This is a genomic window from Paenibacillus sp. ALE3 (assembly GCF_054113405.1).
The window spans coordinates 5,246,998-5,261,104 of record NZ_CM134214.1 but is presented as its reverse complement, the minus strand read 5'-3'; the positions used below and the strand labels follow the sequence as shown (position 1 = coordinate 5,261,104).

Here is a 14,107-nt window from a genome sequence, read left to right as displayed (position 1 = left end):
AAGTGGAGCTTATATAGATAAAATCAAAAAAAAGGGGACTTACCTACGATGGATAAAATGAAATTGCATCGCATGGAGTATTACGGATATCACGGTGTTTTTCCAGAGGAGCGTAAGCTGGGACAGCGTTACTATATTGATTTGGAACTGGAGCTTGATCTGCGTGAAGCAGGGGAGCAGGATGCTTTGGACAAAACGGTTAATTATGCTGAGGTGCATTACACCGTGAAAGATATCGTAGAAAAGGAATCTTACCAATTGATTGAAGCTTTGGGCGAACGTATTGCATCTTCCCTACTGGACACTTATACTAGTGTCAATGCACTGACTGTCAAAGTGACGAAGCCACATCCGCCGTTTGATATTCATTTTCAGGGTGTGACGGTTGAGCTTTATCGCGCAAGAAAGTAGGAACGATACATGAATGCACATTCGACCTCTGAGGCATCAGAGGCTTATATTGCTTTAGGGGCTAATTTGGGGGAGCGTGAGCATACCCTGTATGAAGCCATTACCGCACTGGACGAACATCCTGCGATACGAGTGGTGCGCTGCTCCAGTTTGTACGAAACAGAGCCTGTTGGATATCTGGATCAGCCTTCTTTTTTGAATATGACAGTAGCCGTCTCTACAACACTTGCTCCAGAGGAGCTTTTGTTTTATATGCTAGAGGTGGAGAGTCGTCTGGGGAGGGTAAGGCATATTCCTAACGGTCCACGAACCATTGATCTGGACTTGTTGTGGATGGAAGCGACACAACTGGCTACGCCAGATTTGGAACTTCCTCATCCTCGTATGCTGGAGCGTGCTTTTGTGCTGGTTCCTCTGGCTGACATTGTTCCGAGCCAAGATTCGTCCGGTCTGTACAGTATCGTGCATACAGCATTGAATTCTGTGGATGGAAAGGACGGCATACAGCTTTGGAAAACTTGCAGCTGGCGCAACGACTCCGCGCCTTTCGGAAGCTAAAAGGGTTCACCCAGCAGGAGTTGGCAGAACGAACGGGCATATCTTTGACTGTATTAGGTGCTGTGGAGCGAGGTAATCGTACAGTAGACTCAGACATGCTGAACATCATTGCCCAAACGCTAGAGATTGAAGTCCGGGAATTGACGGAATGAAGATAAGTATACGATATATAAAGAAGGAGTAAAGGAGGGAACGGATATGCTGAAAATCGGCGACGTTGAAATGAAAAACCAAGTCGTCCTGGCACCAATGGCAGGCGTGTGCAACCCTGCTTTTCGCTTGATCGCCAAGGAATTCGGTACAGGCTTGGTATGTGCAGAGATGGTTAGTGATAAGGCCATCATTCACGGCAACAAGCGTACACGCGAGATGCTGTTTGTAGATGAGCGCGAGAAGCCGCTTAGCTTGCAAATTTTCGGAGGCGACCGCAAATCTTTGGTGGAAGCAGCGAAAGTCGTAGACCAGGAGACGAATGCAGATATTATTGACATCAATATGGGCTGCCCGGTTCCCAAAGTGACCAAATGTGATGCAGGTGCTCGGTGGCTGCTCGATCCAAACAAGATTTATGAGATGGTATCAGCGGTAGTGGAATCGGTGAGCAAGCCGGTTACCGTGAAAATGCGTATCGGTTGGGATAGCGAGCATATTTACGCAGTAGAGAACGCTCGCGCTGTTGAACGTGCTGGAGGTCAGGCTGTCAGCGTACATGGCCGTACACGGGAGCAACTGTATACGGGGCATGCGAATTGGGATATTATAAAAGAAGTTAAAGAAGCAGTGTCCATTCCTGTCATTGGAAATGGTGATGTGGTAACACCGGAAGATGCCCGCCGAATGTTGGATTTGACCCATTGTGATGGCGTTATGATTGGACGCGGCGCGCTGGGGAATCCATGGATGCTGTACCGTACGATTGAGTATTTGCAGACGGGTAAGCTGTTGCCCGATCCATCACCAGAAGAAAAAATTCGTATTGCCATTTTGCATATGGACCGTCTGGTGGGGCTGAAAGGCGAAGCCGTAGCTGTTCGTGAAATGCGCAAGCATCTGGCTTGGTACCTCAAGGGGATTAAAGGTTCTGCACGCATTAAGGATGTAATTATGGAAGAAACAAAGCGCGACGATATGGTACGTATTTTGGAACAGTTTGTATCCCAATTGCACATGGTGGAAAGTGAAGGGCTTTCAACAGACGCTGCTTCTCCTACGACTGTTGCGCAATAAGGAAGCTGTTCCGGCTTGTGCACGCGATTGACTTTTCCAATTGCTTGCCCTATAATCGTTCAGTATAAAATCTTGATGTATACTACAAATTGTATGCAGCTCTCAAGACAACAGCAGGAAATGTTCTCATTCCCTCAGAGTGGCATATTATGTTTTGAAAGCGTGCATTCCGATGCACTTTTAAACTTTTCCCATGACAGGAGAATCGGTTGAGATGAGCGATAAAGAAGTCATTCTGACACAGGAAGGCCTTAGAAAGCTCGAAGATGAGCTTGAAAACTTAAAGTCTGTCAAACGCCGCGAAGTGGCTGAACGGATTAAGGTAGCCATCGGATACGGAGATATTAGTGAAAACTCCGAATACGAGGATGCGAAGAATGAGCAGGCCTTTATTGAAGGCCGTGTAATTACTTTAGAAAAGATGCTACGTAATGCCCGTATTATCAATAGCGATGAAATTGACACCGATGTTGTGGGAGTAGGGGCAACGGTAACCGTTGAAGACTTGGAATTCGGGGATATTACAGAGTATGCTATCGTAGGTTCTGCCGAATCCGACCCGCTCCAAAACAAGATCTCCAATGAAAGCCCGGTTGGCAAGGCTATTCTCGGTAAGAAAAAAGGAACTGTTGTAGATGTAACCGTTCCAGCAGGTGTTATTCAATATAAAATCGTGGATATCAAGAAATAAAAACACGGACTTTGGAATTTAATGTAAAAGCTTCCTTGTGGAAGCTTTTTTTCTCTACACCCGAGACGGACCCCGGCCCGTCTATTCATATTGAAGGAGCTGATTTAGCACCATGTCGGATGAAACTACTAACCAGGAATTACAAGAAAATCGCGAGGAATTAAGTGAATTATTGCAAATTCGTCGTGCCAAATTGGACGAGCTTCGCGCATTGGGCATTGATCCTTTTGGACGCAAATACATACGCACGGCTGAAGCGGGCGTACTACTGAGCAAGTATGACAGCTTGACCAAGGAAGAATTGGAAGAAAAAAATATTGAAGTTAGCATAGCAGGCCGCATTATGGCCAAACGAGTGATGGGGAAAGCCAGCTTTGCTCATATACAGGATCTTAGCGGACGTATTCAAATTTATGTTCGTCAAGACACAGTACCTGAATCCAAATATAAAGCATTTGGCATTTTGGATCTGGGCGATATTGTTGGTGTTAAGGGTGTTCTCTTTAAGACCAAAACAGGCGAAACAACGATCAAAGTGCTCGATATTGAGGTCTTGTCCAAATCCTTGTATCCACTACCAGAGAAATATCATGGCCTGAAGGATGTTGAATTGCGCTACCGTCAGCGTTATGTAGATCTGGTTATGAACCCTGAAGTACAAAAAACGTTCATTACACGGTCCCGTATTATTCAATCCATGCGTCGTTATCTCGATTCGCTCGGCTATTTGGAAGTTGAAACCCCAACATTACATTCCATTGCTGGCGGAGCGGCGGCGAAGCCATTTGTTACGCACCATAATGCATTGGACATGCAGCTTTATATGCGTATTGCTATTGAACTCCATTTGAAACGATTAATTGTCGGCGGAATGGAGAAAGTATATGAGATCGGTCGTGTTTACCGTAATGAAGGTATTTCGACCCGCCATAACCCTGAGTTTACGATGATTGAGCTGTATGAAGCGTATGCTGATTATAAAGATATCATGCAATTGACGGAAAACATGGTTGCACATATTGCGCAAGAAGTACTAGGCACACAGCACATTCAATATCAAGGCCAGGAAGTGGATCTGACGCCGCAATGGCGCAGAGTCTCCATGGTTGATGCTGTTAAAGAAGTAACAGGCGTAGACTTTAGCGTGCAGATGAGTAATGAAGAAGCTCATCGCCTTGCGAAAGAGCATAAAGTTGCGGTTGAGCCACACATGACATTTGGCCATATCCTGAATGCATTCTTTGAGCAGTTCGTAGAGGAAACGCTCATTCAGCCGACCTTTATTACTGGACATCCGGTTGAAATCTCGCCATTGGCGAAGAAAAACGAACAGGACCCGCGTTTTACGGATCGCTTCGAGCTGTTCGTGGTCGCTCGCGAGCATGCGAATGCGTTCACTGAGCTGAATGATCCAATTGACCAACGCCAACGTTTTGAAGCACAATTGCTGGAACGTGAGCATGGTAATGATGAGGCTCATCAAATGGATGATGATTTCATCCGCGCCTTGGAATATGGTATGCCGCCAACAGGCGGGCTCGGCATCGGCATCGATCGTTTGGTTATGTTGCTGACAGATGCGCCTTCCATTCGCGATGTGCTGCTTTTCCCGCATATGCGTAACCGTACAGTAGAATAACATAACATTATGAATATAGAGGATCAGCCGGGGTGCCCGTGTCTTGTTCCTCTTTTTCATAAGAACGGATGGAGAGGAATACTTCTGATGAAACGCAGCGTCAAGCTTAGTCGGTTCGCATCGCCTCCTTTTATATTGGTCATCGGATATGTATTGATTATTGCATTGGGTACTTTGCTGCTGATGCTTCCTATTGCCAATCATGGTGGACATGCTCCGCATTGGATTGATTCGCTTTTTACGTCCGTCTCCGCTGCTTGTGTCACAGGATTGGTCGTTGTTGATGTCGATTCGACCTATACGGTATTTGGAGAAACCGTCATTTTGGTGCTGATGCAGCTAGGTGGGCTAGGGTTTATGACCTTAGCGACCTTGTTTGCGCTGTTGATGGGACGACGGCTATCGTTGAAGGATCGGCTGCTGCTTAAGGAGGCGATTAACGCCGATAGCATGGAAGGGATCGTGCGTATTATCCGCAAGGTATTGATCTTTTCTTTTACCATTGAAGCGTTTGCAGCTGTCGTCTTAGCTTTGCGGTGGATGCGAGAGATGCCGGTCGGACAGGCGATATACTATGGGATTTTTCATTCCGTATCCCTCTTTAATAACGGGGGATTCGATCTGTTCGGGACCAGCTTCCAGCAATACGCTGGGGATTTTGTTTTCAATATGATTGCATCTGTACTTGTGATTTCGGGAGGATTGGGTTTCCTTGTACTTAGCGACTTGTTCGATTTTCGTCGTACCCGGAGACTGACTTTACACTCTAAAATGGTGCTAAGCGTGTCGGGAGCGCTCATTGTAATTGGTGCGTTAGTTATATTTATTTTTGAGTTTACCAATGCACGAACCTTGGGTGGACTGAACTGGGAAGGCAAAGTGTATGCCGCTGTCTTTCAATCCGTCTCCACGAGATCATCGGGTACAAGCACCGTCGACATCAGCGGGTTAAGACAGGCCAGTCAATTTTTTATTATGCTGCTGATGATTATTGGTGCTTCCCCAGGCTCTACTGGGGGAGGCATTAAAACGACTACGTTTCTGCTTATGGTAGGTGCGTTAATCGCCGTCATGCGAGGACAGAAGGAGATTGTGTTTTTCCGTCATAGGGTTCCTCAAGATATCATGATGCGGGCATTGACCATTATTGTACTAGCCCTATTTATATTCTCGATTGTGGTGATACTGCTCTTAATGACAGAGGATGCACCATTTCTCTCTCTTGCATTTGAGGCGGCTTCCGCAATCGGAACGGTAGGGCTGTCTGTAGGAGTGACGCCAGGATTGTCTGACGCAGGCAAGCTGATTATTTGTGTGACCATGTTTATTGGTCGAATTGGTCCTCTTACGATCGCCTATGCCATTCGCCCACGTTCGACCAAAACGTTGTATCGTCGTCCTGAAGGACATATTGTAATTGGATAGCTCATCTATATAAAAGATGCACCCGTGCTGATGACAGGGGTGCATCTTTTTTTATTGCACATATCATAATCCTTTATTTGCAGCATATTGTGAAAAATGCCTAATTTGAGAATAAGAGGAAATGGACTAAATAACCAAAATTCTTTTGTAAAAAAACGGCTATTTGTTTCCTTTTATGTAATTATAGACAAAATACTAGGAATATTATGTATAATATTGTATGATAGTGGGCATGAAGGGGGGACTTAGGGGAATACCAATTTCAAATTTGAAAGGAATCGTTCATTATGTATTTATTTATTATTAGTGCTGAGGTTTTGTTTTGGGTTTTTGTTGTTGCAGGGTTAGTCGCAAGGTATATGTTTGGGTTGAAGAAATTAGGGGGCCTTCTTTTACTCTTTACCCCAATTATTGATATCCTGTTACTGATTGCGGTGTTCATCACGGTGAGAAGTGGCATGGAGATTACGACTGCTACTGGCCTGGCAGCCTGTTATTTTGGTATTACCGTAGCGTTTGGTCATAGGTTAATTAAGTGGGCGGATGTACGGTTCTCTCATTGGTTTGGCAAGGGACCCAAGCCTGAACGCAAGTATGGTGCTGCGCATGCAAAAGAGGAGCGGATAGGTTGGCTGCTTCACCTCTTGGGCTGGGCTATAGGCAACGCTTTGTTGCTCGCCATCATTGTATATGTAGGTGATCCACAGCGTACGGCGTCTTTGGAGGGCATTATGCAAACATGGGCGATCGTTCTGGCAATCGACTTTGTTGTCTCCTTTAGCTATACGGTAGCTCCTAAAAAACATAAACATAAGGCTTAGCCAAGAAGAATAGAGCCTCAAGCTTGAACCGAATCAGGCTGGTCACTCAGAATGTTCAAATCGGGAGAGTCATTGCTGGTGAAAATGAAGTGGTTACTTTCGATAATGGGATGAGTCTATCGTTGGAATGGAAATATTTATAAGAGTATGATATTTTTATATTAAACTCGCTTTTACAGTCATCTTATCGTTGCCTCTCTACTTTTTTCACACGCATGGACTCCTTTCGATTTGGACACAGAACAATAAAAACAGCATTCACAATTTTTAAAATATTCTTGGCATCTGCCTAAAACGGCGCCTATATAAGTTTGGCAACTGACGAGATAATATTCCAGGAAAGATTATATATGTCTATATATGTAGACAAACGCAATTAAGTTGTTATTATGTTTAAAAATGTAAAAAAGAAAGGTGGTTTCTGTGGCAGTACTACTGAGTGGAAAAAACATTTTGATTATGGGTGTAGCTAATAACAGGAGTATTGCCTGGGGGACAGCCCAATCTTTAGCTGCGGAAGGAGCAAATCTCATTTTTACTTACGAAAATGAGAGGGTTGCAGAACGGGTGCTAAAGCTCGCTGAAACCATTCCGGGTTCAATTGTCTGTCCTTGCAATGTACAGAGCGATGAAGAATTGGACGCGCTGACGGATTTTCTTAAGGAGAAGGTAGGCGTCTTACACGGATATTTCCACAGTGTTGCGTTTGCTAAGGCTGAGGATTTGGAGGGCTTGTTCGTCGACACTTCTCGCGAGGGATTCGCAGTTGCTCAAGAAATCAGTGCCTATTCTCTGGCTGCCGTATCCCGCCGCGTATATCCGCTGATGACGGAGGGTGGAAGTATCGTCACCATGACGTATATCGGTGCAGAACGAGCCATCAAGAATTACAACATTATGGGTGTAGCAAAGGCTTCACTAGAAGCCAGCATGCGCTATCTGTCGAATGATCTGGGTACTTATGGCATTCGCGTAAATGCAATTTCGGCTGGTCCTATACGTACTTTGGCCGCCTATGGCATTAAAGATTTTAACACAATGCTAAAGCATATTGAAGAAACTACGCCCCTGCGCAAGACGGTCGATACGTCCGAAGTCGGAGATACGGCGTTATTCCTATTTTCCCATTTATCGAGAGGCATTACGGGTGAAGTGATCCATGTAGATGCTGGATACCATATTACGGGGATGTAAGGAGGGAACGTTGTGCTTATTACGCATACGGATTGCCGTATTATCTCACCTGAAGGAATTATGAGCAGGGAGCGTCTGGAACGGGACGTGGCGATCTTCTCACGGATGTTGACTCTCAGAGGAATTCCTGAAGACGGTAGAGTGATTCTAAAAGCGGCCAATTCCTATTGGTTTGTTGTATCTCTGTTCTCCCTGTGTCATCTGGCAGTCTCGGTAACTGTGGTGGACGAGCAGACTGTAATTGATGAGGTGGCCCAAATCTATGATGAAGCAGGTGCCTGTTGCATCCTGACGGATTCCGATTTAGAACTTCCTCATGCTCTCGTTATTCTGATTCAAGATCTCATTCAAGAAGAAGCAGTACATCCGTATTGGGTGGGAGAGCCAAAGTCCGAAGCCCTCGACTTTAACAAGTGGTGCGAGAGATCTGATGCGCTCATTCTGTATTCTTCAGGTACGACGGGAAAACCCAAGGGAATCGTGAAAGCTGGTTCAGCTTTTATGGAGAATATCAGGCATTCTATACACGCTATGAACTACATACCGTCTGACCATATGCTCCCCGTGGTGCCTTTCTCTCATTTTTATGGAGTTTCACTTATCTTCTCCTGGTGGTTAACCTCATGTTCTCTCATCATCTGCAATCCAAAAAACCTCTGGAGCGTCATTGCAAGTATTACGAAAGACCGGGCGACGGTCGTAGACGCTAACCCCTCTGCTTTTTACACCTTGTTGCGTATGCTAAGCCGAAAACCCGAACAGCTAGAATTGATCAAGCAATCTCCAGTCCGCATGTGGTGCGTAGGCGGTTCTCCACTTACCCAAGACCTCGAAGAGAAATTTAACAACATATTTGGACAGCCCCTGCTGAATGGTTATGGCCTTTCTGAACTGGGCAACGTTACGCTGGGGACGCTGGATTGTCCGAAGGGTTGTGGCAAACCATTACCCGGTGTGGATTTGAAAATACTTGATTCTACAGGCAACCAGCAGGCAGACGGTATCGTAGGCGAAGTGTGGATACGAAGTGCCGGATGTATGGAAGGTTATCTGAATCGTCCAGACCTGACACAATCTGTTCTACAGGATGGCTGGTTCAAGACGGGAGATCTAGGCTATCTGGATGACGGAATGCTGTATGTTATTGGTCGCAGCGGTAAGACGGTCAATCGGATGGGCTACATGGTTTCTCCAGTCTATATCGAAGACCGAATTGGTTCGCTAGGTTACCGATCCTGCGTGATTACTTTGGAGGATGAGGCAAAAGGGACTTTGCTTGTTGCATTCATCGAAAGTGAATCCCCACAGGTCTTACCTGTGCTCCGCAAAGAGATGAATCGGGTGCTCCCTTCTTACATGTTTCCCGATCTTTTGCTTCCACTCGATCATTTTCCTTTAAATCGCAATGGAAAAGTAGATCGTCTGGAGATGGAGCGAACTGCTCTAGAGAAAGCTGCTTCTCGCAAAGCATAACAAAATATTTATCAAAATCGCATATAGGAAAGGGAGAATGTGCCATGAGTATAAATCCAGAAATGGCAGAAAACACGCTGTTTTTGAAAAGGCATGAATCTATTCTGAAATGCCTCAATTATTTGATTGAAAATCGGCAAGAAGTGATGGATATTCTCACGCAGTTTTCATCCTATCGGGCCGCCAATGCAGAAATTGACTCCACGATCCTCACACTTCAAGGTGCATTGCAAGAAGTGCAGACCCATCAGCCAAGCTGGCAACGATCTATGGCTGTATTCATGCCCTCCAACGTCATTTTGTACTCCTATGCATTATACCTCTTGATTCCATCCCTGTACGTTGAAAATATAGACTTTCGCCCTTCTTCTCACGTAAACGAGTACGTCAATATGCTGCATGAAAAGCTTCAGGCTGTACATGAATTACCCATCTATATTCGTAAAGTTAGCCAGAAGGTGTTCATGGAAAACTCCGTGATGCCGGCTGATATTGTGGTGTTTACCGGAAGCTACACCAATGCGGAGAAGATCAAAAAGCAGATCCGCAAAGATCAGCTCTACATTTTTTATGGGCAAGGGATCAATCCTTTCATCATTGGGCCAGATGCCGATCTGGAGCTGGCGGTTACTGATGTGATCCGCATGAGATTGTTCAACTCTGGACAGGACTGCCTGGGACCTGACATCATCCTGGTACATCAAGAGGTGAGTGAGCCATTCAAAAACTTGCTGATTCAACGGCTTGACGAACTCGTATTTGGAGCCAACAATGACCCGAATGCGAACTACTCCCCTATATTCTATAAAGACACGCTATATTCGGTTTCTGAATATTTTAATACAAACGATAAGTTTATTATTTATGGCGGCGGCATTGATTTCCGTACGAAAAAGATGGAGCCAACGGTTGTATATAGCGAATTGGATCAGAACTTGGAGATTATTGAGTATTTTTCACCAGTGTTCAATGTAGTTAGCTACCAAGACGACGAGCAATTGATCAAACGCATTTCCTCCAGTTATTTCAGCGAACGGGCAATGGGTTGCAGCTTATACGGGTCGGAGCATCTGACTGATGTTCTACGAAAGAAGCACACATTGACCATTAATCAAACACTTGAGGATGTGGATCAAGGCAATAAGCCTTTTGGTGGCTATGGCACGATGTCGAACTATATTTTTTATGATTATAAGCTCGTTTCGAAGCCGATCTTGATCTCGGAAATTGTCGCAGAATATTTGTCAGAAAAGAGGAGTTTGGTATGACCGCAAGTATATCCCCCTGGGATGCCATCATTGGCTACTTACAGTCGGCTGGGGTTCAGCACCTCTTTGGATTACCAAGTGACGATCTCAATATCGTAGCGTCACTCCCCTCATCCGGTATGGATTTTATTCTCTGCAAAGATCAGCGCAATGCTGTATTTATGTCCGCAGGCTATGCGCTCACAACTAACCAGATGTCCGTGTGTGTTGTGGGGAAAGGTCCTGCGCTTAGTAATACACTTACGGGGCTGCTGGAAGCCAAGAACCTGGGTGCCCCGCTACTGCTTTTGGCGCTTGGCACCGGAGGAGACAAGCTGGGTACCCGATCCTTTCAGGAAGCCGATCAAATCTCACTCGTGAAGCCACTCGTAAAATGGGCTTACCGTGTCGAGCATGTGGATCGGCTTGTATGGGCAATGGAGCGGGCTGCCTTTTTGGCTATCAATGGAGCACCGGGACCTGTCTATATCGAACTACCCGAAAACCTGATGGACCAGCCTGTGCCCACAGAGCTTCAGTTTGCCCCGCCAGAAAAGCTGTCGTGCTCTCCATCACTTCGGGAGTTGGATGCGGCATGGAGCATTATTGAGACAGCCCGCAGGCCTCTCATTCTAGTCGGGGGTGGAATGAAGTCAGGAACAGGTGATGTCATTGAGCGGTTCGCCAGCCAACATGGAGCAGCCTTGTTCGCGACTGCCTCGGGAAGAAGCGTAATTAATGAAGATCATGCACTTTTCTGTGGTGTTGCCGGGCTTTATACCGATCTGAGTCTGAGGCAAATCTGGAATGAATCTGATGTAGTTATTACACTGGGCAGCCGATTGGAAGAAACGGCTACGTTCGAGTGGGATATTTTGCTGCAGGATACGCCTTTGATTCAAGTCAATGTAGAGCTGGAGGATTTCGCTCACGAATTCAGGGGCATCAAGTTGCTTGGTGACGGATATGCGGCAGTGGAGCAATGGCTTGAACGACGCGGGCAAGAGCCTGATGAGGCATGGCTTGAAACGATCGGAAGATGCAAACAGAAGGCTTTTTCTCAGAGGGCTAATTATCTGGAAGAGCTGAAAAGGGCCCCCGGCATCCACGTTCCAGAGCTGTTGGACATGATTCAGGCAGAGTTCCCTGAAGACCTGGTGCTTTTACAAGAGAACGGATTGCAGGATATGTGGTCTTACTTTTATCCATATTTCCGTTTTGCCTCAGGCTCACTTTCGATTGTTCCCAGTGATCAAACGAGTCTCGGTTTCGGTGCGGCCGCTGCTCTGGGGGCAAGTGTGGCGACAGAACGCCCGGTAGTAGCGCTTGTAGGTGACGGTGCATTCAATCTATTTTGTTCAGATTTTATGACGGCGGTACAGTATCAAATACCAGTAATTTATCTTGTACTTAATAATGGCGGCTACGGTTGGCTGCAAAATCAGATGAATTATAAGCATATCTCAGGACAGGACTTCCCATTTGTTTCGGAGGCGGTCAAAACAGGAATCCAAATTCCCCAGTATGAGTTTGTCGAAAGTCTGGCGATCCGGAGCAAGGGGGAGGCTCGGGAACAGCTTCAGCTTGCTTGGCAAAAGTACAAGGAGAACAAGCTTGTGGTCGTCGAGGTATTTGCTGATCTTGCAGATGTGCATGAGAAAATTAGTCATGTATATGGCGACTTTCCTCTCTACGAGCAACAGGCTTCCAAGAATTAATTTCAGCGAAGGACGTGGGTATGGTGAGAAGACGTGTTGTAGTGACAGGACAGGGAGTCGTAACGCCGGTCGGGCTTCATCTTACAGATTTCTGGAATTCATTGCTGGAAGGAAAAAGTGGAATCGGACCTGTCACTGTTTTCGATACAGCAAATATACCAACAAAAATTGGTGCGCAGGTTACGGGCTTTGACCCGTTGGAGTATATGAGCAAAAAGGAAGCGCAAAAGGTTGCGCAGTTTACTCAATTTGCCTTGGCGGCTGCCCGACAGGCAGTCGAGCAATCGAAGTTAGTCATTGATGAACGGAATGCAGGTCGTGTGGGTGTTATCGTCGGTTCTGGGGCAGGCGGTCTTGATGTCATAGAGGAGAACTACCGGAAACTAACAGATCTGGGTCCTAAAAGGGTTTCGCCTTATTTTGTTTCCTCAATGATGATTAATTCTGCGCCTGGCGAAATCTCTATTGCTATTGGAGCAAAGGGACCCTCGTTTGCCGTAGTTACAGCTTGTGCTACAGGAAGCAATGCCATCGGCGAAGCATTACGTACGATCCAGTATGGCACGGCTGATGTCGTAGTAGCTGGAGGAGCAGAGGCCAACTTTAGTCAGCTTGATTTGGCATCTTTTGCGAATATTCACGCTCTCTCCAGACGTAATGAAGAGCCACAGAAGGCCAGTCGCCCGTTTGATACGGATCGCGATGGCTTTGTCATCGGTGGAGGAGCAGGGGTTCTAGTGTTGGAGGAGTTGGAACATGCCTTGAACCGGGGGGCCACCATTTTGGCTGAAGTGGCGGGTTACGGATGCACAACAGATGCATATCATATCACGGCTCCAGATCCCTCAGGCTCCGGCCCGGCAGAAGCGATTAATATAGCACTGCAAGATGGCGGCTTGACACCGCAGGAGATTGACTATGTCAATGCCCACGGTACGAGTACGCCGTTTAATGACCGAATGGAGATTAACGCTATTCAAAAAGTATTTGGAGAGCATGCTCCCCGTTTGGCGATATCGTCTATTAAATCCATGACAGGCCATTTAATGGGCGGTGCAGGGGCAGTCGAATTAATTGCAACGGTACAGAGTATGATCCACAGCAAAGTACCACCGACACTCAATTGCGACAATCCCGAAGCCCCTGAACTGAATTTTGTACCGCATGTATATCAGGAACGTGAAGTCCGTGCGGCGATTAGTAACTCTTTTGGCTTTGGAGGGCACAACGTTTGTCTTGCCGTTCGTAAGTGGGAGGGGGTATAAGCCTGTGAGCGAAGAGCTAATCCGTATTGAGGATGTGCTTCCGCACAGGTACCCATTTCTTCTGCTCGATGGCGTGACCGGGTACGAAACGTCGCAATGGGCGAAGGGGTACAAGCTTGTTACCCGGAGTGAGTGGTTTATTACAGAGGCTAATCCATACATGCCTCCTATGCTGATCGTGGAGTCGCTTGCACAATTAGCGGCATTCGCTGCGATTGACAAAAGGGGTATTTCATATCTGACCAACCTCAATGGCGTTCGTTTCCATAGCTTCGCGAAGCCTGGGGACCGAATTGACCTCTATTTTGAAGTGGTCAAGCGTCGGCGTGGTTATATTCTCGGAAGTGGTCGGGCTACCGTAGGCGATCGACTGGTGGCTGAGGCGGAGGAAATTGTTTCACTTGATCAATGACGGAGTGGAAGCGCGCGTTAAACTGT

The 14,107-nt window shown here is 46.4% G+C and carries 14 protein-coding genes; all 14 read left to right on the top strand.

Annotated elements, in window-relative coordinates; genetic code table 11:
- The first annotated feature begins 48 nt into the window (after positions 1-48).
- The 14 genes from folB to ACXHJ2_RS23505 all read left to right on the top strand — a co-directional run bounded on the left by folB (position 49) and on the right by ACXHJ2_RS23505 (position 14,081).
- Entirely contained in the window at positions 49-411 is a 363-nt protein-coding gene (gene folB / locus ACXHJ2_RS23570) for a dihydroneopterin aldolase (RefSeq protein WP_013368705.1), read from the top strand.
- Between the two features lie 9 nt (positions 412-420).
- On the top strand, positions 421-969 hold the full coding sequence (folK, locus tag ACXHJ2_RS23565; protein WP_013368706.1) for a 2-amino-4-hydroxy-6-hydroxymethyldihydropteridine diphosphokinase: 549 nt from the start codon (positions 421-423) through the stop codon (positions 967-969).
- On the top strand, positions 921-1,121 hold the full coding sequence (locus ACXHJ2_RS23560; RefSeq protein WP_031462560.1) for a helix-turn-helix domain-containing protein: 201 nt from the start codon (positions 921-923) through the stop codon (positions 1,119-1,121). Before folK ends, ACXHJ2_RS23560 begins: the two co-directional genes overlap by 49 nt.
- A 46-nt stretch (positions 1,122-1,167) precedes the next feature.
- Positions 1,168-2,196: a tRNA dihydrouridine synthase DusB gene (dusB, locus tag ACXHJ2_RS23555; protein WP_165083873.1), complete on the top strand. Its 1,029-nt coding sequence runs from the start codon at positions 1,168-1,170 to the stop codon at positions 2,194-2,196.
- A 214-nt stretch (positions 2,197-2,410) separates the two neighbouring features.
- Positions 2,411-2,887, top strand: a complete 477-nt coding sequence (gene greA, locus ACXHJ2_RS23550) for a transcription elongation factor GreA (protein ID WP_013308160.1) — start codon at positions 2,411-2,413, stop codon at positions 2,885-2,887.
- Between the two features lie 112 nt (positions 2,888-2,999).
- On the top strand, positions 3,000-4,526 hold the full coding sequence (lysS, locus tag ACXHJ2_RS23545) for a lysine--tRNA ligase (protein ID WP_165083871.1): 1,527 nt from the start codon (positions 3,000-3,002) through the stop codon (positions 4,524-4,526).
- Positions 4,527-4,613: 87 nt separating this feature from the next.
- The gene (locus ACXHJ2_RS23540) at positions 4,614-5,951 is read left to right on the top strand and encodes a TrkH family potassium uptake protein (protein WP_165083869.1); all 1,338 of its coding nucleotides are present in this window, start codon (positions 4,614-4,616) and stop codon (positions 5,949-5,951) included.
- A 287-nt stretch (positions 5,952-6,238) separates the two neighbouring features.
- On the top strand, positions 6,239-6,772 hold the full coding sequence (locus tag ACXHJ2_RS23535; RefSeq protein ID WP_165083867.1) for a hypothetical protein: 534 nt from the start codon (positions 6,239-6,241) through the stop codon (positions 6,770-6,772).
- 423 nt (positions 6,773-7,195) lie between these two features.
- On the top strand, positions 7,196-7,966 hold the full coding sequence (gene fabI / locus ACXHJ2_RS23530) for an enoyl-ACP reductase FabI (protein WP_063208412.1): 771 nt from the start codon (positions 7,196-7,198) through the stop codon (positions 7,964-7,966).
- 12 nt (positions 7,967-7,978) lie between these two features.
- On the top strand, positions 7,979-9,439 hold the full coding sequence (locus ACXHJ2_RS23525; RefSeq protein WP_013368714.1) for a class I adenylate-forming enzyme family protein: 1,461 nt from the start codon (positions 7,979-7,981) through the stop codon (positions 9,437-9,439).
- Between the two features lie 44 nt (positions 9,440-9,483).
- The gene (locus tag ACXHJ2_RS23520) at positions 9,484-10,707 is read left to right on the top strand and encodes an aldehyde dehydrogenase family protein (protein ID WP_058710661.1); all 1,224 of its coding nucleotides are present in this window, start codon (positions 9,484-9,486) and stop codon (positions 10,705-10,707) included.
- Complete coding sequence (locus tag ACXHJ2_RS23515) at positions 10,704-12,404, top strand: thiamine pyrophosphate-binding protein (protein WP_058710660.1); 1,701 nt, start codon at positions 10,704-10,706, stop codon at positions 12,402-12,404. Before ACXHJ2_RS23520 ends, ACXHJ2_RS23515 begins: the two co-directional genes overlap by 4 nt.
- 20 nt (positions 12,405-12,424) lie before the next feature.
- Entirely contained in the window at positions 12,425-13,669 is a 1,245-nt protein-coding gene (gene fabF, locus ACXHJ2_RS23510; RefSeq protein ID WP_080771878.1) for a beta-ketoacyl-ACP synthase II, read from the top strand.
- A gap of 4 nt (positions 13,670-13,673) precedes the next feature.
- Positions 13,674-14,081 (top strand): 3-hydroxyacyl-ACP dehydratase FabZ family protein, encoded by a 408-nt coding sequence (locus ACXHJ2_RS23505; RefSeq protein WP_013368718.1) that lies wholly within the window; start codon positions 13,674-13,676, stop codon positions 14,079-14,081.
- The last annotated feature ends 26 nt before the right edge of the window (positions 14,082-14,107 follow it).